Origin of the sequence: Oceaniovalibus sp. ACAM 378 (assembly GCF_008085915.1) — a bacterium.
GTDB lineage: Bacteria > Pseudomonadota > Alphaproteobacteria > Rhodobacterales > Rhodobacteraceae > Oceaniglobus.
Genome location: NZ_VSJK01000006.1, coordinates 99031 through 120173, shown reverse-complemented (window position 1 = coordinate 120173; position 21143 = coordinate 99031). Strand labels below are relative to the sequence as shown.

Here is a 21143-nt window from a genome sequence, read left to right as displayed (position 1 = left end):
GTATGACAGACCCCAGCACCAGCCTTGGACCCGATCTTGGCCCCCGTCTTGCCGTGCGCGCGGTGATCCTGCACCGCGACCGTCTGTTGCTGGTCAACGCATGGCCCGACAACCGAAGCGATCTGTGGTGCCTGCCGGGCGGCGGTGTCGAACTCCACTCCAGCCTGCCCGACAATCTGATCCGCGAGGTTTACGAAGAAACCGGGCTGAGCGTTACAGTCGGCGATCCGGTCATGGTGAATGAATTTCATGATCCGGGCGGAACGTTTCATCAGGTCGATCTGTATTTTCGCTGTCATGTGGCGGATGATACGCTGGATGACGGCTGGCGCGATCCCCTTGGGGTGGTGAACCGGCGGTGCTGGGTCACGCGCGCGGAAATGGCTGTGCTGCGGTTCAAACCCGACAGCCTGCCGCAGATCGCATGGGGCAAGCAGGGAACCATCCTTTACGATCCGCTGGAACCCATCCTGCGCTGACCGCTGTGCGTGTGCTTTTCCGTATCCGGAACAAAAAAAGGAGGCCACGAGGGCCCCCTTTTCGTACTTGAACCGGGCGCGTCCGGCGATGGACCAAATCCAACCGCCTTTCGCTTTCCAGCCGCGTTTCTGACGAAACGCTTTTTACATCATGCCGCCCATGCCGCCCATGCCGCCCATGTCGCCGCCGCCGCCGCTATCCTTGGAAGGCTTGTCGGCAATCATCGCTTCGGTCGTGATCAGCAGACCGGCGATCGATGCAGCGTCCTGAAGTGCATGACGCACAACTTTGGCCGGATCGATAACGCCGAATTTGAACATGTCGCCATATTCTTCGGTCTGAGCGTTGAAGCCGAACTTCGGATCATTGGATTCACGGATCTTGCCCGCAACAACCGAACCGTCGACGCCCGAGTTCTCGGCGATCTGACGCAGCGGAGCTTCCAGTGCCTTGCGGACGATGGAAATACCGATGTCCTGATCGCTGTTCTCACCCTTGAGACCATCAAGCTTCTTGGCAGCCTGAACCAGAGCAACGCCGCCGCCGACGACGATACCTTCCTGAACCGCAGCGCGAGTGGCGTTCAGCGCGTCATCGACACGGTCCTTACGCTCTTTCACTTCGGTTTCGGTCATGCCGCCAACGCGGATCACGGCAACACCACCGGCCAGTTTGGCCACGCGCTCTTGCAGTTTTTCCTTGTCGTAGTCGCTGGTGGTCTCTTCGATCTGGTTGCGGATCTGGGCCACGCGGGCTTCGATCTCGGCCTTCTCGCCTGCACCGTCAACGATGGTCGTCTCGTCTTTGGTGATCGAGATCTTCTTGGCCGAACCAAGCATATCCATCGTGACGTTCTCAAGCTTCATGCCGAGATCTTCGGAAATCACCTGACCACCGGTCAGAATGGCGATGTCCTGCAGCATGGCTTTGCGACGGTCGCCAAAACCGGGTGCCTTGACGGCAGCGATTTTCAGGCCGCCACGCAGCTTGTTCACAACGAGGGTCGCCAGGGCTTCGCCTTCGACGTCTTCAGCAATGATCAGCAGAGGCTTTTGCGACTGGATAACGGATTCCAGCAGCGGCACCATCGATTGCAGCGACGAGAGCTTCTTCTCGTGCAGCAGGATCATGCAGTCTTCCAGATCCGCGACCATCTTGTCGGGGTTGGTGACGAAGTAAGGCGACAGATAACCACGGTCGAACTGCATGCCCTCGACCACGTCGGTCTCGGTTTCCAGTCCCTTGTTCTCTTCGACGGTGATGACACCCTCATTGCCGACCTTCTGCATCGCATCAGCGATCTGACGACCGATTTCTGCTTCGCCGTTGGCCGAGATGGTGCCGACCTGTGCGACTTCGTCGCTGTCGTTGACGGGGCGCGAAGCGGCTTTGATCGCTTCGACGACGCGTGCCACGGCCAGATCGATGCCGCGCTTCAGATCCATCGGGTTCATGCCCGCTGCGACCGACTTCAGGCCTTCTTTGATGATCGCCTGAGCCAGCACGGTGGCGGTGGTTGTGCCGTCGCCTGCTTCGTCATTGGTGCGGGAAGCGACTTCCTTCACCATCTGGGCGCCCATGTTCTCGAACTTGTCTTCCAGTTCGATCTCTTTGGCGACCGACACACCGTCCTTGGTGATGCGGGGTGCACCGAACGATTTGTCGATGACGACGTTGCGGCCCTTGGGCCCCAGGGTCACCTTGACCGCATCGGCCAGAATGTTGACGCCCTTGAGCATCCGATTGCGTGCGTCTGTACTAAATTTGACGTCCTTGGCAGCCATTGCAGCTTACTCCTTGGATTATTGATGAAAGGTAAAGGGATCGACGATCAGTCTCAGGCAATAATGCCCAGGATGTCGGATTCCTTCATGATCAACAGCTCTTCGCCGTCGAGGGTGACCTCGGTGCCGGACCATTTGCCGAACAACACTTTGTCGCCTGCCTTGACGCCCATTTCGATCAGCTCACCGCTGTCCTTGCGGGCACCGGCGCCGCAGGATACGATTTCGCCTTCGGCAGGCTTTTCTTTAGCATTGTCGGGGATGATCAGGCCGCCCTTGGTCTTTTCTTCGCCTTCGACGCGACGGACCAACACTCGGTCATGCAGCGGTGTGAATGCCATCTGAGAACGCTCCTTGGATTCTTTTTGTTTCTGTTGTCACTCGACTGGTTCGAGTGCCAGCACTCGGGATTTAGGCACGGATCACTGGCCTGTCAACACTGCCGGGGCGGTGGCCAGCAAAGAAACTTTTGAAATGTCGGGCGCTGGCAAGAGACTGTTAAGGGATCGGTGCCAGACTGTTGAAAATCACCCGACCGCCCCCCACCTTCGCGAAAAATATGTGACCAGAACCGATGGCCATCCCCCCAGACATGACCGACACGCCCGATTTCGCCTCTCTTGTGCTGGAACACACCACAGATGCGATTCTGCTGACCGATCCCCATGACGGCGTTGTCTGGGTCAATGCGGGATTCGAACGGATGTACGGCTTCACGCTTGCCGACTTCTCAGGCAAAATTCCCGAAGCGCTGCTGAACACCGACGATACCGATCCCGAAGTGATACGTCAGGTGCTTGAGGCACTGCGCGAACGCCGCCCGCTTCAGGTCGAAGTGCAGAACATGCGCAAGTCAGGTGATCTGCTGTGGGTTGAAAAAAAACTGATGCCGCTGTTCGACAAGGACGGGCGGCACATCTTCAACATGTCGGTGTCGCGCGACATTTCCGAACGCAAGGCGCTGGAACGCAGCGCCGCCGACATGATGGAAACCGAAAGCCATCGCCAACACGAACGTCGTCTGCTCAGCCAGATCAGCGAATGGCTGTATTCCGCCAAATCGCTTGAAGAACTGCTGATGGTGGTCAAGAAATCGATGCAGACCCTGCTCCCCGAGGCTGAAGGGCAGCTTTATATTTATTCCAACACCCGCGACACGCTGGAGCTGGCGGCGCAATGGGGCGATATTACGCCGCCCGCACAGATGGGTGCCGAAGATTGCTGGGCGCTGCGGCGCGGGCGGGCCTATTCTTTTGGCACCAAGGCGATCGAATTTGCCTGCGCCCATACCCACGACGATCAAAGCCCGTATTTCTGCCTGCCAATCATTGCCCATGGCGAAACCATCGGCCTGCTGCACCTGTGCTTTTCCGCCTTCGACCGATCCATTGTGCCGCGCGAATTCATCGAAACCTTCATGCAGCAGCGATGGGAAATCGGGTTGCTCTGCGCCGAGCAGATCAGCCTTGCGGTGGCCAACGTACAGCTGCGCCATGAATTGCTGGATCAATCCGTACGCGACCCGCTGACCAACCTGTGGAACCGCCGCTGGTTTCTGGACGCGGCGCAAAAGGAACTGCTGCGCGCGCGCGGTCAGAAACTGCCGGTGTCGCTGATTTCGCTGGATGTCGATCACTTCAAGAAATTTAACGATCAATACGGCCATGATGCCGGAGATGTGGTGTTGCGGGAGTTCGGCGCGCTGCTTGCGACCACGTTCATCGACGGCTGGTCGCCCTGCCGCATCGGAGGAGAAGAGTTCGTCGTGTTGTGCGCAGGCATTGATCACGATGAAGCGGTGCACCGGGCAGGCGATTTTCTGGAAGCGGTCACCCGGATCGAGCTGAACCACGGCGGCACCCGCCTGCCGCGCATCACCGCCTCGGCGGGCGTTGCCAGCTTTCCAGAAGACGGAGATCAGGTGCTGCGCCTGATGAAAGTCGCGGACGAGGCGCTGTATGGTGCCAAGGAACAGGGGCGCGCCCGGGTGCTTTCATCCCGTGAAAACATCGCGAGAAAGGTCGATTGATGCCGTCAGTACCGTGTCGCTTCATCATCAATCGCGTCAAACAACTCGACCGGACTGACATCCCACAACGCACCATCCGCGTCGGGAAACACGCCGATCCGCACGCCGCCCTCGGTCAATTCATCCAGCCAGACGGCGGTGAATTCTTCCATGGTGATTTCTGTCGCGATGTTGCCGGAGTGAATGAGATCGCCCACCGTCTGGGCCAATCGTTCGGCGGGCCAGACCGGCAGATATTCGAACCCGTCGCCCGACAGTGGAATCAGCCAACCGCCCTGCCCCTTGAGCCCCCACAATGACCCGCCGCGCGCGGCTGCATCGACCAGATGCCAATACCGGTCCTCGGGGTCCAGCGACAGCAGCGCGCCCATTTGTTGATCATCCATCGCCATTCTCCGTCAGTGCTGCGCGCCCCTTGGGCGTCAGTGCATAGATGCCGGTTTCCAGTCGCACGAACCAGCCATAATGATCGTCGGCCATCATCCGCGTCGCCCGTGCCACACCTGTCGCCCGCGCAACCACAGCCCCTTTGCACGGTCCGTCCAGCAGGTGACGCGCACAAAGCACCGCATCCTGCCGGTATGCAGTGACCAGCCCCACACGCGTCGCGCCGCCGGTATTGGGGTCGCCGACCCGCCGCGCGAACTCCCGCAGCAATTGCGTGCGCCGCACCGCCACCTTGCGCGGCTGGAAAGTGGCCGGGTCACAATGCACCTGCACCAGCCCGTCGGCCAGCCGCACCGTCACCAATCCCAGCCCCAACCGCCGGCACAGCCCTGTGTTGTCCTTCAAAAGCCGCAGACCCAATCGCCCTTTCGGACGCGGCACCGCAACATAGACCCAGTCGGTCATCGACTGTCGTGTGACTGCCTGATGCAGCAGCGCAAGGGTGAATCCGGTCTTCAGCTCGACGATCACCGGGTCTTCACCGCCGCGCACCGCCACCACGTCGGCCGCGCCGATCTCGGCCTTCACCTCATACCCCTGAGCCTGAAGAAACGCCTTCACGGGGAGATAGAGTTCGGTTTCACGGACGCGCGTCATGGCCGTGTGATAGCCTGCCGCGTCCGCAGTGTCAGCGGGGAAAGCGGGGTGGGTGACAACTCGGGATGTCGCGCCTATAAGCGGCGCAAAACCAGCCAGACACAATCACCCACACAATAACAATCGCGAGAGATTCCCATGACCACACTCGTATTCGGCCACAAATCGCCCGATACCGATTCCACCGGATCGCCCATCATCTGGGCCTGGTACATGACCGAGGTTCTGGGCAATCCTGCCGAACCCCGCCTGCTGGGCGAGCCGAACACCGAGGCGGCCTTCATGCTGACCCGCTGGTCGCTGGACAAGCCCGTGATCATTTCGCAGGTATCGGCCGCCGACAAAGTCGTGCTCGTCGACACCAACAATCCTGCCGAACTGCCCGCCGGGATCAACGACGCCGACATCACCGCGATCATCGACCATCACAAACTGGTTGGCGGGCTTGAGACGAAGGGCCCCATCGACATCACCATCCGCCCGCTGGCCTGCACCGCCACCATCATGCACGACCTGATGGGGGCCGACGCCGCCAAGATGCCCGAGGCGATCAAGGGCGCGATGCTGTCCTGCATCCTGTCCGACACGCTGGAGTTCCGCAGCCCCACCACCACCGACCATGACCGCGCCCTGGCCGAACGGCTGGCCGAAGAACTCGGCATCACGATCGCCGATTACGCTGCCGAGATGTTCGCCGCGAAATCAGACGTGTCCGAGTTTTCCGACGCCGAACTGCTGCGTATGGATTCCAAGGAATATGCCGTTAGCGGGACGAAATTCCGCGTTTCGGTGCTGGAAACCACATCGCCCAAGATGATTCTTGACCGCAAGGCCAGCCTGATGAGCGCGATGGAAACCGTGGCGGCCGAGGATGGCGTTGATCAGGTGCTGCTGTTCGTCGTCGACATCCTGAACGAAGAAGCGACACTGCTTGTTCCCAACGATCTGGTGCGCCGACTGGCGGAGAACAGCTTTGCGACCGTCTGTGGCGATGGCGACACCGTCGTGCTGCCGGGCATCATGAGCCGCAAGAAACAGATCATACCCAACCTCGCGCTCTGACTGCTGCGAAACGCCAATTCATGCACAAAAAAAGGGGCGCCCATTGGCGCCCCTTTAATTTGGATCAAACAGCCGATTGGCCGGACCTCAGGTGTGCCGCGCCTGCCGCCGCCCCCGAGCAGAAGGGCATTGCGGCCACACGACCGTTGCCCGATTGCCACCTGCCCCCGACCGGGACAACGATTCGTAGACAATTTTTCGACTCTGCGAGACAGACTGGCACCCGAATGTCACGGCGCCCCCGACCCGATGCCACCATGTGGCGGATCATTGCCGCTTTGCCAAACCGCTCAGATGGGTTGATATCCGAGAAACCAAGCCCAGAATCATCCGATATTCGGGTTTGATCTCTCGATCGACTGAGATTCCAGTTTGCCCTCACCATCGCCTTTCCTATTGTCTTTCGCGCATTTTCCATCGGGCGGGCCAATTTCTCTGCGGTGCTAGTCCGCCAATCGTGCCGATCTCCACACTCCTGATCGAGCTCGGCTCTGCCTATTGGATGTTTCGCGGAAAGACCGGCGCCGACGAAGGCTATCACGGGTGGCCCGACTGCTGTGGTTCGCCGCCCGTTGGCTTTTGGGCGTCGGGGCTGGCACAGTTTTGGGCTAGGTGATCCGGGCCTTCATCGGCTGAATGATCAGATGCGTTTTACCTGATCTGTTTCCAGAAGGTCGCGGATGCCGTCGGGAATGCGCAACCCGTCCGCCACCTCGGCATCCATTTCGGTCTCGGCCGCTGTGACCCGCTCCAGAGCGGTGATCACTTCGTCGATTCGGGCAAAAGGCACGATGACCACGCCGTCCCGATCTGCGACCACCATGTCGCCGCTTTCGACCCGTTGACCGGCGATATCGATGGGCAGGCCGATCCGCCCCGGCCCCTTGCCAAACGGCGAAGCAGGCGTCAGGCCAGTACACCAGCATGGCATCCCCACGGCGACGATTCCGGCATAATCCCGCATCGGCCCGTCGGTGACAAAGCCCACCGCGCCATTGTTGCGGATCATCCCGGCCACCCGGTCGCCCGCTGCCGCGCAGCCTTGAAACCCGGCGCAGGCGGAAACCACCATGTCGCCGGGGCTGATTTCCGACAGTGAACAGAGAAGCGCCAAAAGGTCACCGGGTCGGTTGTCGACCGTCAGCGCCGGACCAGCGGCGACACAGGTCAGATCGCGCCCCTCGCCCAAGGGCCGGATATCGCGGGACAAAGCACCCAGACCGAACATCGCGTCGTTGACAAACCCGGTCGGAACGCCCTGAAACGCGGCGATCTGGGCCTCGGTCGGGCGGTTGCGTTTTGCACCAATGGTTATCAGCGGCGGTTCTTCGATCATTTCGTCATCTCCTTTGGGCGCGCCTGCCATTTGGCCCGGGGCTTTGCCCGTTCGGCGCAAAAATCAACTCGCTGGAAGGATCTCCGGGCGTGCCTGCCGGCGGCCCGGGGCTCTGCCCGCTTGGCGCTGAAATCCGTCCACTGGACAGATCTCCGGGCGCGCCTCAGCCCTTGCCCTTCCATGGCACGAGGTATCCTTCGGCGATCCGCATCAGGATGTCGATCCCATAGCCGATGACCCCGATCAGGATGATCCCCATGATCACGATATCGGTCAGCTGGAACCGCGAGGCGACCATGATCATCATGCCCGCACCCTTTTCCGCCGCGACCAGTTCTGCCGCAACCACAGTGCCCCAGCAGACGCCCATCGCCACCCGAGCACCGGTGAAAATCTCGGGCAGCGAATTCGGGATGATCACATGGCGCAGGATCTGCCACTTGCTCGCCCCAAGAGAATAGGCAGCGTGCACCTTGGAAATCCGCACGCCCGACACACCGGCGCGCGCCGCGATGGCCATGATCCACAGTGCCGCCAGAAACAGCAGGATGATCTTGCCCACCTCACCGATCCCGGCCCAGATGATCACCAGCGGGATCAGCGCAAGCGGCGGCACCGGGCGCATGAATTCGACGATTGGGTCAAACCAGCCGCGAAACCAGTTTGACAGACCCATGGCATAGCCAAGCGGTATGCCCACGATGGCGCCGCACAGAAACCCGACGATCACCCGGAACAGCGACCAGAACAGATGTTCGGCAAGCGTGAAATTCTGATACCCGTCGCTTGCGATCTCGAAGGTTCGCTTCAGCACGGTTTCCGGCGCGGGCAGCCAGATCGGTTCCATCTGCCAGCCTTTGTCGGGCACGAAGTTGAGGGTGCCTTTTGTCGACATTCCAAGCCGTGCGTTGCTGACAAACACCTCGCCGCCCGGGGCGATGGGTTCGCCGTTGATCGCGACAATCTCGGCGCCGTCTTCGCGGCCCAGTTCATCGTTGCGATCCACCCGGATCAGCCCCGACCGCCACGCCCTGATCGCGGCGGAATCGTTTTTGGCAATCCCGTCGCCCGGGTCAACTTCGGGGGCCGTTTCGTCCGCACCTGCCGCGTAAACATTGACCGTCACCGTGGCATCATCGGTCGATCCGTCGGCGGTCCTTAGCGTATAGTTGAATTCGGTGGCGCCGATGAATGGGCCGGGTGCATGGAGGAATTCAGGCAACCATTTTGAGCCGGTGAACGCGCCCCACAACAGAAACAGCACCAGGATTGAAATTACGCTGGCGGCGCGGTTCGGGCGAACGGCACTTTCATCACCAAAGGTCACGGTCTTCAGCGAAGTGAAATCATGCGCCTTGGCCCGCGCATGGCCAATCGCGCTGACCGCCACAAATGCGCCGACGAAAAGAGCGATATAGATCAACAGGATAATCATGCGCCGGCCACCTCGCTCGGACCCATGATTTCCTCTTCCATTTCCCAGATCATGCTGAGGATCTCTTCTCGCTTGAGGTTGAATTCGGGATGTTTCTTGACCTCGCGCAGGTCCGAGTTGACGCCCATTTCCGCGAAGGGCAGGCGATATTCCCTGTGGATGCGTCCGGGGCGCGGCGCCATGACCAACAGGCGTTCACCCAGCAACAGCGCCTCTTCGACGGAATGGGTGATCAGGATCACGGTCTTGCCGGTTTCCTTCCACAGGTTCAGAACCAGCCCCTGCATCTTTTCACGGGTCAGTGCGTCAAGCGCGCCCAGCGGTTCGTCCATCAGGATCACCTCGGGGTCGTTGGCAAGACAGCGGGCCAGCGCCACCCGCTGTTGCATGCCGCCCGACAGCTCATAGACTGCTTTTTCCTTGAAATCATGAAGCCCGACAGTTTCCAGCAGGTGATCGACGATCTGTTTCTTTTCCGCCTTGGGCATGCCCTTCATCGAAGGACCAAAGCCGACGTTTTCACGCACGCTCATCCATTCGAACAGCGCACCTTGCTGAAACACCATGCCCCGGTCGGCACCCGGCCCTTTGACCGTCTTGCCACCCAGCACGATCTTGCCTTCGGTCGGGGCCAGAAACCCAGCGACGATGTTCAGCAATGTCGTCTTGCCACAGCCTGACGGCCCCAGCACCGACAGCAATTCGCCTTGGTTCAGCTCCAGCGATACATTCTTCAGCGCCTGCACTGCCCCGCCGTTCGGCAGGTCGAAGCGCATCGAGATATTGTCGATTTTCAGTGACGACATGACCGCCTCCTGTTTCACAGGTTTTCGTTGGCATCCGGCTGCATGGCGACCCGCAATCGGGACCGCCACGCAACCGCGTCAGATCACTTTGCCGCAGCCAGAGGGCCGGTGTTCACAGTGCTCTCATAGCTGTCGAGCGCGCTGTCGATTGATTTCGCTTCGACGAAGACATCGGCCACCCCTTTCATGAAGGGCAGGACAGCACCGCCGAACCATGTGGCCCCAAGCTGGTCTTCGACCGACGGGAACGACATGGTGGAAATCGAGTCTCTGGTGGCCTCCAGATCCATGCCGGATTCTTCGGCGATCGTTGCCAGCATCGCTTCGCTGTGATCGGCGTTCCATTCTGCGTTGACCTCGGCCGTCACCTTGAGAAAGGCCGAAACCAGATCCGGATTCTCGGCGACAAAGGCGGCGGGGGCCGATGTAACGTCGAACACCAGAATTCCCAACTCTTCCTTTTCAGGTCCGGTCAGCAGAACGTTGCCGCTTTCTTTCATCCGGCCCAGACCGCCGCCATAGCCGCAGGCGAAGTCAACAGCACCCTGTGCCAGTGCGGCGGCACCTTCGGGCGGTGCCATGTTCACAACCTCGAGCCCTGAGACATCGACGCCGAAATGATCCATCTGACGCAGGAAACCATAGTGCGCCGCGGTGCCCAGCGGCACGGCGACCTTTTTGCCGGCCAGTTCGTCAGCGCTGTCCTTGTCGATCTCCAGATCGGTGCGAACGACGCAGTTGTCGTTGTCCGAATAGGATACGGCGACGTCGAGCACCTGAATGTCCTGCCCGGCAGACGCGGCCACAACGAAGGGCGGCACCCCCTGCGAGACGGACAACATCACGTCACCCGACGCCATGGCAGCAGACATCGCGGTTCCGGTCTCGAACGACCGCCAGTTGACCTTGACGCCCAGCGCTTCGTCATATCTGCCCTCGGCCTTGGCAACCAGGAACGGCATCGGCCATTCCAGGAAATAGGCGACGGTGATTTCATCCATATGTGCGGCGGCGAATGCGGATTGCGCAGAAATTGCCAGCGCAGCGCCGGCTAGCAGACCCTTGATGGTGGTCTTGGTCATCAGTTCACTCCTTGTTGGTGCCCGATCTGATGCCGGGTCGTTATTTTCGTTGTTCTCGACTTTCATTTTTTTCGTCATGTCGCGCCCGGGTCGCGCAGGCACCCGCTCGCACACAGGGGGCGCGGACGCGCATTGCAGCCCCAAGTGGCACAGGTTCCTCTGGATCGCCCCGACACGATACGACCACTGTGCCCATGTCGATAAATCCAGAATCCAGAAGCCCCGTCAAGAACATCATGTGTTGGTGGCCTGCAGGATTGACCGCCGCCAACCCGCCAGCAGGGGTCCTGCCCCCGGGGCGAAGCCATGCGATCCCCGGCCAGATTTCTGAAACGTGAGACATCCAAACACCCGGGGGATTGGCCTTTGGCCCGCGCCCGCCGCCTGACCTGCCGATACCGCTCCGGACTGGCCTTATCGGTTGCCCTCGGCTGGCCCTAATCTGCCGGACAGTCGTGAGGCAGAGTGTAGCCAACCGCAACTGCGGGATCGGCCCTTGCCGATGCCATCTGCGCCATCCTTACTTAAAATTTCGGGAGCCCCTGATGAACGTCCCCTTTGCTGTAAATGATCCCGAAGGTGTGATCGAAGCCGATCGCGCCCATGTCTGGCACCACCTGATCCAGCACAAGCCCTTCGAAACCATCGATCCGCGGATCATGGTCGAGGGTCGCGGCATGAAGGTCTGGGACATCACGGGCAAGGAACATCTCGACGGCGTGTCGGGCGGTGTCTGGACCGTCAACGTTGGCTATGGCCGCGAACGGATCGCAAATGCGGTGCGCGACCAGTTGGTCAAACTGTGCTATTTCGCCGGATCGGCAGGATCAATTCCCGGCGCGAACTGGTCGAAACGGCTGATTGAAAAGATGCCCGGCATGTCGCGGGTCTATTTCGCGAACTCGGGGTCCGAGGCGAACGAAAAAGGCTTCAAGATGGTGCGCCAGATCGCGCACAAGAAATACGGCGGCAAGAAGAACAAGATCCTGTACCGCGAACGCGATTACCACGGGATGACCATCGCCTGCATGTCAGCGGGCGGTCAGGAAGAGCGGAACGCGCAATACGGCCCCTTCACCCCCGGCTTTATCCCGGTGCCCCACTGCATGGAATACCGCGCCCATGAACAGGGTCTCGGCCATCTGTCCGGCGAGGCTTATGGGATCGCCGCCGCCAATGCGATCGAGGAGGTGATCCTTCGCGAAGGCCCCGACACCATCGGCGCCATCTGCCTTGAGCCGGTGACGGCTGGCGGCGGCGTGATCACCCCGCCGCCGGGTTACTGGCCCCGCGTGCAAGAGATCTGCCGCAAGTACGACATCCTGATCCACATCGACGAAGTCGTCTGTGGTCTGGGACGCACGGGCACATGGTTCGGATACCAGAACTATGACATCCAGCCCGATATCGTGACCATGGCCAAGGGTGTCGCCTCGGGCTATGCGGCGATTTCGTGCTGTGTGACGACCGAAGCGGTGTTCGAGATGTTCAAGGACGACGCCGACGATCCGATGGGCTATTTCCGCGATATCTCAACCTTCGGTGGCTGCACCTCAGGCCCGGCGGCGGCGCTGGAAAACATGGCGATCATCGAGGAAGAGAACCTGCTGTCCAACACCCTGAAAATGGGTGAGCGGCTGATGGGCAATCTGGCACGGCTGGCGGAAAAGCACCCTGTCATCGGTGATGTGCGCGGGTTGGGGCTGTTTTGCGGTGCCGAACTGGTCGCCGACCGCGACAGCCGCGAACCGCTGAACGAAAAGCTGGTGGGCCGGGTGGTGGCCGACTGTATGGCGCAGGGCGTCATCATCGGCGCGACAAACCGCAGCATCCCGGGCCGCAACAATACCCTTTGCCTGTCGCCCGCGCTGATTGCCACCACCGATGACATCGATCACATTACCGATGGCATCGACAAGGCGCTCACCCGGGTTCTGGGTTGACGCGACCGGCCTCTCGGACGGCGTTCGCCATGCGGGGATGATTGACGACCAGAGCGGATGGGTCCTGCCCGTTCGGCTCTGGTCGCGACATCTCTCCTCCGGGACGTCCGACCTTTCCAAATGCGCCGGATCGTGGTTCACAGTCGTGTCCCGAACCGTGAAAGCGCCATGTTCACTGCAACCTTGCTGACCGATCCCGCCCGCCCCGCCCTTGCCCCCGCGCTGGTCGATGCATTGCGCAACGCATGGGGCGGTGACACGGTCCAGTGGCTTGCGCCCGATGAGGCCGCCGAATTTTCAATGAAAATTCGACCACGCAATCTCTGTGAGATTGCGGCCACCCTCCGGGCCGACGGCGTGGATCTCTGCCTTCAGCCTACGGCGAACCGGCGCAGGAAAATCCTGATTGCCGATATGGACAGCACGATGATCGCGCAGGAATGCATCGACGAACTGGCCGATATGGCGGGCGTCGGCCCCCGTGTCGCCGCGATCACGGCGCGGGCGATGAACGGCGAGCTGGACTTTGAACAGGCGCTGGATGAACGGGTATCGCTGTTGGCCGGACTGCCGGTCAAAATCATCGATCAGGTGTTGGAGCGGCGCATTACCCTGACCCCCGGCGGCCCTGCCTTGCTGGCCACGATGAAGGCCAACGGCGGCTATACCGCGCTGGTGTCGGGCGGGTTCACCCAGTTCACCGATCGAATCGCCACCCGTCTGGGATTCGACGAGAACCGCGCCAACACACTTTTGTCCGATGCAGGAAAACTGACCGGCAAGGTTGCGCGCCCAATCCTTGGGCAGCAGGCCAAGCTGGACGCGCTCCACGATATCTGTGCGCGGCTGAATGCCACACCCGACGATGTGATCGCGGTGGGCGATGGTGCGAACGATCTTGCGATGATCCGCGCTGCCGGTGCGGGCGTTGCGCTGCACGCCAAACCCAGCGTTGCTGCGCAGGCGCAACTGCGGATCGATCACGGAGATCTGACCGCCCTGCTGTATCTTCAGGGATACGCGAAGTCCGAATTCGTTTTCCCCTGAACCCTTCCGAATTAATTCGCCTTACCGGCTTACCGATTTGATCGGTCCAATCCGTGCCTTTGTGCGCGGAACGGGCCAGCGCAGCCAGCCGAGTATTTGGGGCGCCTTTGTCGCTCAGGGTCAACGCCCAAAGGCTTTTGCACAACGACCGGGGATAGATCAAAACCGATCACCCCGGGCTTTTCAGATGCCACCAGAGGCATTCGCAACCACTGTGAGACCGACATGAAACCGTTCGATCAGCTCGCCGCCCAAGCCAAAAGCAAGCGGTTCAGGAGCAGGCTTCACGGGCGCACCCTTCACAGTTCAGCGATTTTCCGCCACAGGGGGTTTCATCGCGCATCATTTTGCCTTTAAGGTCTGTGCGCATAGTTGAAAACGGATCGCTCCCGGTCAAGGCCCGCCTGAGACGGGTCAGGCGCGCACACCGGCAAGAGGCAGAGGCAGCTGGAGGCTGTGAAACACATGAAATCACGAATCGCACGGATCTTTAGCGCAACATTTTTGGCCGCTTCGGCATCGCTGGCTGCGACCGGCGCATTTGCGCAGGCCGAATCAACGAATCGGGTGGCGGTCGAAACCGCCTGGGCCGTATTTGTTGAAAATGACCCCAAGGAATGCTGGAGCGTGTCGAGCCCCAAGCAGACGGTGAATACGCGTGACGGCCGGGTTGTGGCGGTGCGCAGAGGCGACGTTCTGATGTTCGTCACCTTCCGCCCCGGATCGGGGACAAAAGGCGAAGTGTCCTTTACCGGCGGATACCCATTTGCACCCGGATCGACCGTCAGGCTGTCCGTGGGCACCGAAAATTTCGAATTGTTCGTGGACGGTGAATGGGCTTGGCCGGCATCCGATGCCGACGATGCCAAGATTTCGGCGGCCCTGAAGCGGGGATCGGACGCCTCGTTGACCGCACGCTCGGCCCGGGGCACCCAGACCGAGGATACGTTCTCGCTGTTTGGATTCACTGCCGCGATGGACGAGGCTGCCAAACGCTGCGCCAACTGATCCGGGCTTTGGTAAGGGCGCGGGCCATGGCCTGCGCCCGGTCCGCACAATATTCGCCACAATGACGCCAAGTTTTTCTGTTTCACCGGTGCCGACACACATCGGACAGGATACCCATGGCGAACGATCCCTTTGCATCGCTGACCTGCGAGCGGACTCTGACCCCGGTCGAGGCACTGCTGAATGGTGGGCTCAACGGCGCCTGTCTTGATTTCTCCATAACGCCGCTGGGCGCATTCTTTTTCATCGCGGCTTTCGGTATTCTGCTGGCCTGCCTTCAGGCGGTGGTCAAGGCGCTGTTGTTTGGTCGCAACTCGGCAGAGCCGACGCGGCGTCGCGAACATGAGCCGGGGCTGAGCCTGCGCGAGGCTGCCAACCGCGCCCGCGCCCTGCGAAACGACAGCCCCTAACATGGCGGCCCGTAACATGGCGGCCCCTAACATGGCGGCGAAGGCACGCTGACGACACGCCCTGCCCCATCCCCCCTTTGTATTTCGCGGATTCATCACATATAGGGCAGACCAGCCGCCGGAGTTTGCCCCATGACCGCCACCAATGTCACCGCCACGCCACCACCACAGTCCCCGATCACTCAGGATGTCCTGACCCTACCCCGCAAATTGTCGGTGGACGGGCCGGTGAACCTGGTTGGCCTGACCCGCGACGCCATGCGCGCGGCGCTGATCGAAGCGGGAACCCCCGAAAAACAGGCGCGGATGCGCTCTGGGCAGATCTGGCAATGGATCTATGAAAAGGGCGTGCGCGACTTCGAGTCGATGACCAACCTTGCCAAACCCTATCGCGCGTTGCTGAGCGAGAACTTTTCCATCGCGATCCCCGAGGTCGTGCAGCGTCACGTCAGCAGCGACGGCACCCGTAAATATCTGGTGCGAATCGAAGGCGGGCACGAGGTTGAAACGGTCTATATCCCCGAAGAAAACCGCGGCACCCTTTGCATTTCTTCTCAGGTGGGTTGCACCCTGACCTGTTCGTTCTGCCACACAGGCACCCAGCGACTGGTGCGCAATCTGACCGCCGCGGAAATCATCGGGCAGGTGATGCTGGCCCGTGACGATCTGGGCGAATGGCCAGAGCCCGGCCACGGACCGCACAATGAGCAACGTCTGTTGTCGAATATCGTGCTGATGGGCATGGGCGAACCGCTGTACAATTTCGAAGCCGTGCGCGACGCGATGAACATCGCGATGGATCCCGAAGGGATTTCCCTGTCGCGCCGCCGGATCACCCTGTCGACATCGGGCGTGGTGCCCGAAATCGCCCGAACCGCCAATGAAATCGGCTGTCTGCTCGCAATATCGTTCCACGCCACCACCGATGAGGTGCGCGACCGTCTGGTGCCGATCAACAAACGCTGGAACATCGAAGCGCTGCTCGAGTCCCTGCGCAGCTATCCCCGGGTCAGCAATTCCGAGCGAATCACCTTCGAGTACGTGATGCTGGACGGGGTGAACGACAGCGACGACGATGCAAGGCGGCTGATTGAACTGATCCGCGGCATTCCGGCCAAGATCAACCTGATCCCATTCAACGAATGGCCCGGCGCGCCCTATCGCCGATCCAGCAACAACCGCATCCGGGCGTTTGCCGATATCATCTATAACGCCGGATATGCGTCACCGATCCGCACCCCCAGAGGCGAAGACATCATGGCCGCCTGCGGACAGTTGAAAAGCGAAAGCGAGCGGGTGAAGCGTGAACGGGCACCGGTGGCCCCGCCGACACTTTAAGGCGTTATTAACCATGGCCGGGGCAAGGCTGGCTCATGGATGTGACGTTGAAACTCTCAGATGAAATGGTTGCGGCCCTGCGGGCAACCGCCGCGCGCGACGATGTAACGGTCGGACAGTTGGTGCGCGACGCTTTGGCGCGCGAGTTGCGTCGCCGCAATACGCCGAAGAGGGACGTCAGGACCGATGAGGCGCTCCTCGCTCCCGTACGGTCGCTCCTCGCGCCGGATCTGGCCCGCGCGACGGGGTGGGCCGATCTGGCGCAACGCCTTGCGCAGTTCGGATTCGCTCTGAAACCGGCGGGTGGGGGTCTGATCGTGGTTCGCCTGCCCGATGGTTGGCGTGTGTGCAAGGCCTCGGAACTCGGCCATGGTCATCTTGATCTGGCCCGCCGTTTTGGCGGCCCGTTCCCCGGGCACAGCCAGTCGGCGACCATTCTGTCCCGGCTCGGCAACAGGACCGCCGGCCCATCGAATAGGCCGGGAAAACGGCAACCGTAGCGTCCTGAAACCCCGCGATAGCCCATGGCTGCGCCCGCTCTGAACGCGGCCATTGCCGCTGCTGCGTCAAAGATCGGGAATTTCACCCCGTTTGGTCCCCGCGTCGCCCCATGTCGCGATCGCCTCAACCGCTTCGGTCGCCGTGTCGACATAGCGGAACAGATTCAGATCCTCGGCCGAAATAGTGCCCGCCTCGGCCAGCACCTCCCAGTTCAGAATACTCTCCCAAAATGTGCGGCCAAACAGCAGGAACGGAATCCGCTCCATCCGACCGGTCTGAATCAGCGTCAGGGCCTCGAACATTTCGTCCATGGTGCCGAACCCGCCAGGGAACACACAGATCGCGCTGGCGCGCACAAGGAAGTGCATCTTGCGGATCGCGAAGTAGTGAAAGTTGAAACACAGCCCCGGTGTTACCCATTCGTTCGGCGCCTGTTCATGGGGAAGAACGATGTTCAGCCCGATCGACCGCCCGCCCGCATCCGCCGCGCCGCGGTTGCCCGCCTCCATCACGCCCGGCCCGCCGCCGGTCACGATCACATGATCATGCCCGCCATCCGCCATGGACTGAATGGTCATCAGACGCGCGAACTCCCGCGCTTCGTCATAGTATTTCGACAGGTCGGCCAGCGTCTTGGTGCGCGCCGTATCCGCGCGCTCGGGGGGCGGAATCCGCGCACCGCCAAACAGAACCACAGTCGATTTGATCCCGGCTTCGGACAACATCAACTCGGGTTTCATCAGCTCGAGCTGCCAACGCACAGGCCGCAATTCTTCCCGGCATAGGAATTCCTCATCCGCAAATGCCAGCCGATAGGACGGCGCGCGGGTCTGCGGTGTATCGGGGATTTCCTCGGCGGTGCGCATATCCTCGCCCGCCCGGCGAAACGGCGATGGCCGCTGATCGTGCATCATGCTGTCCTTTGTGTCGCGGATCTGGCTCCGGGCCTGACCACAGTGCCGGTCCCGGGCCTGTAGTCCTAAACCAAATTCCGGCTATCGACCAGTGTACCTCTCAGATCGGGCGCCCCTGCAACAGGTTGGGCACGTCGCCGGTCAGCCCCGCCGCCTCGCGGATAAAGCTGCGGCGCAGCCCGGGCCAGCCATTGACCACGGCAAGCCCGGCATCCCGCGCCAAGCGCAGCAGCGGGTTGTCGTTTGAAAACAGGCGATTGAAGCCATCCGTCGCCAAGGCCAGCGCGGCCACGTCGGCCTGCCGCCAGCCTGCATAACGCTCCAACACATCGCGACGGCCGAAATCCTCGCCGCGGCGGCGTGCCTCGGTCAGAACCTGAGCCAGCGTCGCCACATCCTTCAAACCGGCGTTCAGACCCTGACCGGCAATAGGATGCAGCGCATGGGCCGCATCTCCGACCAGCGCCACCCGGTCCGCCACCATCGCCTGAGCCAGAGACAACCCGAGCGGATAGGTATACCGCGCCCCCGCCAGCGAAATCTGCCCCAGAAAATCACCAAACCGGGGGCGCAGCACGTCAAGATATTGGTCGCCGGGCAGCGCATTTACCGCCGCCGCGTCTTCGGTGCGCATCGTCCAGACAATCGAACACCGGTTGCCGGTCAGCGGCAGGATCGCCAACGGTCCTTCGGGCAGGAAAAGCTGATGTGCGATGCCGTGGTTCGGCAACTCGTGGGCGATGGCGGCCACCATCCCGGTCTGTCCATAGCCCCAACCGGTGCGCCGGATACCCGCCCGCCGCGCCGTGCCGCTGTCGCGCCCGTCACAGCCGATCAGCAGACCAGCCGTCACGCAGGCACCGGACGCGAGCGTCACTGAAGCCCCGTTTGCATGTGTTTCCTGAGCGATGACCGGATCCCCCGAAAGCTCGGTGATCCCTCCGTCGGCAGCGACGGCGTCCAGCAGGGCAGCCCGCAGATGCCGGTCTTCGACCATATGCCCCATCGGGCCTTCCTCGATTTCACCGTGGTGAAATTCAAGCGCCAAAGGCGACGGCGCGCTGCCGGTGCGTCCGTCGCTGACCTTGATCTCAAGAATCGGGTGAGCGGTTTCAGCCAGCGCGTCCCACAATCCCAATGTCTGCAGCATCCGGCAGGATGCATGGGACAACGCATAGGCCCGCCCGTCGAACTTGGAATCGGCGCGTATGCCGGTCGGGCGGGCATCGATGAGTGTCACAGAGAATCCCGCGCCGGACAAAGCCAGCGCCAGAACCGTGCCGTTCAATCCGCCGCCCGCGATCACGATGTCGGTGTCATGTATCATGCTCACCAGTTATGGCGTGGCACCCGGGATTGTCCATGCGCCCTGTTGTCCATGGCGTCGCCAAAACCGCCCTTTGAAACCGACCATTGTCCGCGACCCACGCTGCGGCTAGCGTCGTGCACGATACGGGAACAGGGGACAAGCATGACCGACACATGGCGAAATATGACCGCAGGCGATTTGGGACGTGGCATCGCGCGGGGCGACATCGATCCTGTCGACTTGACCGACTGTTTTATTGACGCCATCGAATCCCACGAATTCAGCAACCGGATCTATGCCCGCACCACCCCCGACCGTGCCCGGGCCGAGGCCATCGCAGCCCGCGGCCGCGCACAATCCGACAACCGCCAGTCGCCTTTGGACGGCGTGCCGATCTCGTGGAAAGACCTTTTCGACTCGGCAGGTGTCGCGACCGAGTCGGGGTCCGCCCTGTTGAAGGGTCGCATCCCGGCCCGCGATGCCGAAGTTCTGCGCAATGCGACGGCGGCAGGCACGGTCTGTCTGGGCAAGTCCCATATGACCGAACTGGCGTTTTCAGGGCTGGGCCTGAACCCGGTCACCGCCTCGCCGCCCTGTTTCAACGATCACGATGCGGTGTCCGGCGGGTCTTCGTCGGGCGCGGCGACATCGGTTGCCTTTGGTCTGGCGGCTTGCGGCATCGGGTCGGACACCGGCGGATCGGTGCGGGCACCGGCGGGCTGGAACGATCTGGTCGGGCTGAAAACCACATTGGGCCGTGTATCGGTTGAAGGTGTCGTGCCCCTGTGCCCGCGATTCGACACCATCGGCCCGCTGACCCGGTCGGTCGAGGACGCGGCGCTGATGCTCGCCGTGCTGGAGGGACGCCGCGCGCCCGACCTGTCAGGCGCGACGCTTGAAGGTACGCATTTCGCGGTACTTGAGACCCTCGCGCTCGATGATCTGGAACCGCAGGTCGCGGCGGCGTTTGACAGCGCAGTACAGCGTCTGGAAGCGGCAGGTGCAGTGATCGAACGGATCGCGCTGCCAGAGGTCGCCGAGGCAAACGCCCAGTCGGCTTTGCTGTTCGCACCCGAGGCCTATGGCGTGTGGAAAGACGTGATCGAGGCAAATCCCGAAGCGATGCACGATCAGGTGCGCGAAAGATTTCGGGGCGGCGCAGCGGTCAGCGCCAGCGACTATATTGCCGCCTGGCGGGTGATCGATCGCTGCCGCGCAGTCTATGCGGCTGCAACGGCGCGCTTCGATGCGGTTCTTGTGCCCACCTGCCCGATCATGCCGCCGAACAAGGCACGGCTGGAAACCGAAAGCGATTATTTCATCAATGCCAATCTGATGACCCTGCGCAACACCCGGATTGGCAATCTGATGAACCTGTCCGCGCTGACCCTGCCGTCGGGCATACCGTCTTGCGGTGTGACGCTTCAATCCGCCGCGATGAACGAGGATCGTCTACTCCGGATCGGCTCTGCCGCCGAACGCGCGCTGCGCTGAACTGTTCTTTCCGCCCGCCTCAACGCAGGGGCGGGCGGTTTGCGGGCTCCTGCGATGGCAAACCCGCTCCGGACCGATCGGACGGGGCGCGTTGCTCGTCCGCGTGGTTTGACCAAGTGTA

20 protein-coding genes are annotated in these 21143 nt (G+C 61.5%); 10 read left to right on the top strand and 10 right to left on the bottom strand.

The genetic code is table 11. The annotated features are described in order from the left end of the window. Positions 1-2: 2 nt before the first annotated feature. On the top strand, positions 3-479 hold the full coding sequence (locus FQ320_RS09420; protein ID WP_148471548.1) for an NUDIX domain-containing protein: 477 nt from the start codon (positions 3-5) through the stop codon (positions 477-479). 144 nt (positions 480-623) lie between these two features. Here the strand turns inward: FQ320_RS09420 and groL are convergent, their stop codons facing one another. Both groL and FQ320_RS09410 read right to left on the bottom strand, forming a co-directional pair. Continuing rightward, positions 624-2264, bottom strand: a complete 1641-nt coding sequence (groL, locus tag FQ320_RS09415) for a chaperonin GroEL (protein WP_148471546.1) — start codon at positions 2262-2264, stop codon at positions 624-626. A gap of 53 nt (positions 2265-2317) precedes the next feature. Beyond that, positions 2318-2605, bottom strand: coding sequence for a co-chaperone GroES (locus FQ320_RS09410; RefSeq protein ID WP_148471544.1), 288 nt, complete (start codon positions 2603-2605; stop codon positions 2318-2320). A gap of 233 nt (positions 2606-2838) precedes the next feature. Between FQ320_RS09410 and FQ320_RS09405 the strand changes: the two genes are divergently transcribed. Beyond that, complete coding sequence (locus tag FQ320_RS09405; RefSeq protein WP_148471542.1) at positions 2839-4293, top strand: diguanylate cyclase; 1455 nt, start codon at positions 2839-2841, stop codon at positions 4291-4293. A gap of 5 nt (positions 4294-4298) precedes the next feature. Here the strand turns inward: FQ320_RS09405 and FQ320_RS09400 are convergent, their stop codons facing one another. After that, positions 4299-4679: a DUF2750 domain-containing protein gene (locus tag FQ320_RS09400; RefSeq protein WP_187393845.1), complete on the bottom strand. Its 381-nt coding sequence runs from the start codon at positions 4677-4679 to the stop codon at positions 4299-4301. Next, entirely contained in the window at positions 4672-5337 is a 666-nt protein-coding gene (locus FQ320_RS09395; protein WP_148471538.1) for a DUF2161 domain-containing phosphodiesterase, read from the bottom strand. Before FQ320_RS09395 ends, FQ320_RS09400 begins: the two co-directional genes overlap by 8 nt. Positions 5338-5475: 138 nt before the next feature. On the opposite strand from FQ320_RS09395, the gene FQ320_RS09390 reads away from it, so the two are divergent. After that, the gene (locus tag FQ320_RS09390; protein ID WP_148471536.1) at positions 5476-6399 is read left to right on the top strand and encodes a manganese-dependent inorganic pyrophosphatase; all 924 of its coding nucleotides are present in this window, start codon (positions 5476-5478) and stop codon (positions 6397-6399) included. A gap of 640 nt (positions 6400-7039) precedes the next feature. Here FQ320_RS09390 and FQ320_RS09385 read toward each other — a convergent pair. The 4 genes from FQ320_RS09385 to FQ320_RS09370 form a co-directional block, all read right to left on the bottom strand. Further along, positions 7040-7735, bottom strand: coding sequence for an RraA family protein (locus FQ320_RS09385; RefSeq protein ID WP_148471534.1), 696 nt, complete (start codon positions 7733-7735; stop codon positions 7040-7042). Positions 7736-7898: 163 nt separating this feature from the next. After that, the gene (locus FQ320_RS09380) at positions 7899-9170 is read right to left on the bottom strand and encodes an ABC transporter permease (protein WP_148471532.1); all 1272 of its coding nucleotides are present in this window, start codon (positions 9168-9170) and stop codon (positions 7899-7901) included. Continuing rightward, a complete protein-coding gene (locus FQ320_RS09375; RefSeq protein WP_148471530.1) occupies positions 9167-9976 on the bottom strand; it encodes a taurine ABC transporter ATP-binding protein in 810 nt (269 codons plus the stop codon). The genes FQ320_RS09380 and FQ320_RS09375 overlap by 4 nt, the downstream gene beginning before the upstream one ends. Before the next feature lie 83 nt (positions 9977-10059). Then, complete coding sequence (locus FQ320_RS09370; protein ID WP_148471528.1) at positions 10060-11058, bottom strand: ABC transporter substrate-binding protein; 999 nt, start codon at positions 11056-11058, stop codon at positions 10060-10062. 545 nt (positions 11059-11603) lie between these two features. Here FQ320_RS09370 and FQ320_RS09365 point away from each other — a divergent pair. The 6 genes from FQ320_RS09365 (at position 11604) to FQ320_RS09340 (ending at position 17304) form a co-directional block, all read left to right on the top strand. Continuing rightward, positions 11604-13001 (top strand): aspartate aminotransferase family protein, encoded by a 1398-nt coding sequence (locus FQ320_RS09365; protein ID WP_148471526.1) that lies wholly within the window; start codon positions 11604-11606, stop codon positions 12999-13001. A gap of 168 nt (positions 13002-13169) precedes the next feature. Then, positions 13170-14048 (top strand): phosphoserine phosphatase SerB, encoded by an 879-nt coding sequence (serB, locus tag FQ320_RS09360; RefSeq protein ID WP_148471524.1) that lies wholly within the window; start codon positions 13170-13172, stop codon positions 14046-14048. Positions 14049-14513: 465 nt separating this feature from the next. Next, positions 14514-15056, top strand: coding sequence for an invasion associated locus B family protein (locus FQ320_RS09355; protein WP_222861599.1), 543 nt, complete (start codon positions 14514-14516; stop codon positions 15054-15056). A gap of 116 nt (positions 15057-15172) precedes the next feature. After that, a complete protein-coding gene (locus FQ320_RS09350; protein WP_148471522.1) occupies positions 15173-15466 on the top strand; it encodes a hypothetical protein in 294 nt (97 codons plus the stop codon). A 132-nt stretch (positions 15467-15598) separates the two neighbouring features. Next, positions 15599-16804: a 23S rRNA (adenine(2503)-C(2))-methyltransferase RlmN gene (gene rlmN, locus FQ320_RS09345; protein ID WP_148471520.1), complete on the top strand. Its 1206-nt coding sequence runs from the start codon at positions 15599-15601 to the stop codon at positions 16802-16804. A 41-nt stretch (positions 16805-16845) separates the two neighbouring features. Beyond that, positions 16846-17304, top strand: coding sequence for a hypothetical protein (locus FQ320_RS09340; RefSeq protein WP_255509456.1), 459 nt, complete (start codon positions 16846-16848; stop codon positions 17302-17304). Between the two features lie 66 nt (positions 17305-17370). Here the strand turns inward: FQ320_RS09340 and FQ320_RS09335 are convergent, their stop codons facing one another. Then, a complete protein-coding gene (locus FQ320_RS09335) occupies positions 17371-18216 on the bottom strand; it encodes a TIGR00730 family Rossman fold protein (RefSeq protein ID WP_148471516.1) in 846 nt (281 codons plus the stop codon). A gap of 103 nt (positions 18217-18319) precedes the next feature. Then, positions 18320-19546 carry an FAD-dependent monooxygenase gene (locus FQ320_RS09330; protein ID WP_148471889.1) on the bottom strand — a complete coding sequence of 409 codons (1227 nt, stop codon included), beginning with the start codon at positions 19544-19546 and terminating at the stop codon, positions 18320-18322. A 144-nt stretch (positions 19547-19690) separates the two neighbouring features. Here FQ320_RS09330 and FQ320_RS09325 point away from each other — a divergent pair, with 144 nt between their 5' ends. Continuing rightward, positions 19691-21022, top strand: a complete 1332-nt coding sequence (locus FQ320_RS09325) for an amidase (protein WP_148471514.1) — start codon at positions 19691-19693, stop codon at positions 21020-21022. Positions 21023-21143 lie beyond the last annotated feature (121 nt).

What these genes read in the sequence shown, in the direction of transcription:
- FQ320_RS09420 (WP_148471548.1), top strand. Translation starts at nt 3, where the DNA reads ATGACAGACCCCAGCACCAGCCTTGGACCCGATCTTGGCCCCCGTCTT.
- groL (WP_148471546.1), bottom strand. Translation starts at nt 2,264, where the DNA reads ATGGCTGCCAAGGACGTCAAATTTAGTACAGACGCACGCAATCGGATG.
- FQ320_RS09410 (WP_148471544.1), bottom strand. Translation starts at nt 2,605, where the DNA reads ATGGCATTCACACCGCTGCATGACCGAGTGTTGGTCCGTCGCGTCGAA.
- FQ320_RS09405 (WP_148471542.1), top strand. Translation starts at nt 2,839, where the DNA reads ATGGCCATCCCCCCAGACATGACCGACACGCCCGATTTCGCCTCTCTT.
- FQ320_RS09400 (WP_187393845.1), bottom strand. Translation starts at nt 4,679, where the DNA reads ATGGATGATCAACAAATGGGCGCGCTGCTGTCGCTGGACCCCGAGGAC.
- FQ320_RS09395 (WP_148471538.1), bottom strand. Translation starts at nt 5,337, where the DNA reads ATGACGCGCGTCCGTGAAACCGAACTCTATCTCCCCGTGAAGGCGTTT.
- FQ320_RS09390 (WP_148471536.1), top strand. Translation starts at nt 5,476, where the DNA reads ATGACCACACTCGTATTCGGCCACAAATCGCCCGATACCGATTCCACC.
- FQ320_RS09385 (WP_148471534.1), bottom strand. Translation starts at nt 7,735, where the DNA reads ATGATCGAAGAACCGCCGCTGATAACCATTGGTGCAAAACGCAACCGC.
- FQ320_RS09380 (WP_148471532.1), bottom strand. Translation starts at nt 9,170, where the DNA reads ATGATTATCCTGTTGATCTATATCGCTCTTTTCGTCGGCGCATTTGTG.
- FQ320_RS09375 (WP_148471530.1), bottom strand. Translation starts at nt 9,976, where the DNA reads ATGTCGTCACTGAAAATCGACAATATCTCGATGCGCTTCGACCTGCCG.
- FQ320_RS09370 (WP_148471528.1), bottom strand. Translation starts at nt 11,058, where the DNA reads ATGACCAAGACCACCATCAAGGGTCTGCTAGCCGGCGCTGCGCTGGCA.
- FQ320_RS09365 (WP_148471526.1), top strand. Translation starts at nt 11,604, where the DNA reads ATGAACGTCCCCTTTGCTGTAAATGATCCCGAAGGTGTGATCGAAGCC.
- serB (WP_148471524.1), top strand. Translation starts at nt 13,170, where the DNA reads ATGTTCACTGCAACCTTGCTGACCGATCCCGCCCGCCCCGCCCTTGCC.
- FQ320_RS09355 (WP_222861599.1), top strand. Translation starts at nt 14,514, where the DNA reads ATGAAATCACGAATCGCACGGATCTTTAGCGCAACATTTTTGGCCGCT.
- FQ320_RS09350 (WP_148471522.1), top strand. Translation starts at nt 15,173, where the DNA reads ATGGCGAACGATCCCTTTGCATCGCTGACCTGCGAGCGGACTCTGACC.
- rlmN (WP_148471520.1), top strand. Translation starts at nt 15,599, where the DNA reads ATGACCGCCACCAATGTCACCGCCACGCCACCACCACAGTCCCCGATC.
- FQ320_RS09335 (WP_148471516.1), bottom strand. Translation starts at nt 18,216, where the DNA reads ATGCACGATCAGCGGCCATCGCCGTTTCGCCGGGCGGGCGAGGATATG.
- FQ320_RS09330 (WP_148471889.1), bottom strand. Translation starts at nt 19,546, where the DNA reads ATGATACATGACACCGACATCGTGATCGCGGGCGGCGGATTGAACGGC.
- FQ320_RS09325 (WP_148471514.1), top strand. Translation starts at nt 19,691, where the DNA reads ATGACCGACACATGGCGAAATATGACCGCAGGCGATTTGGGACGTGGC.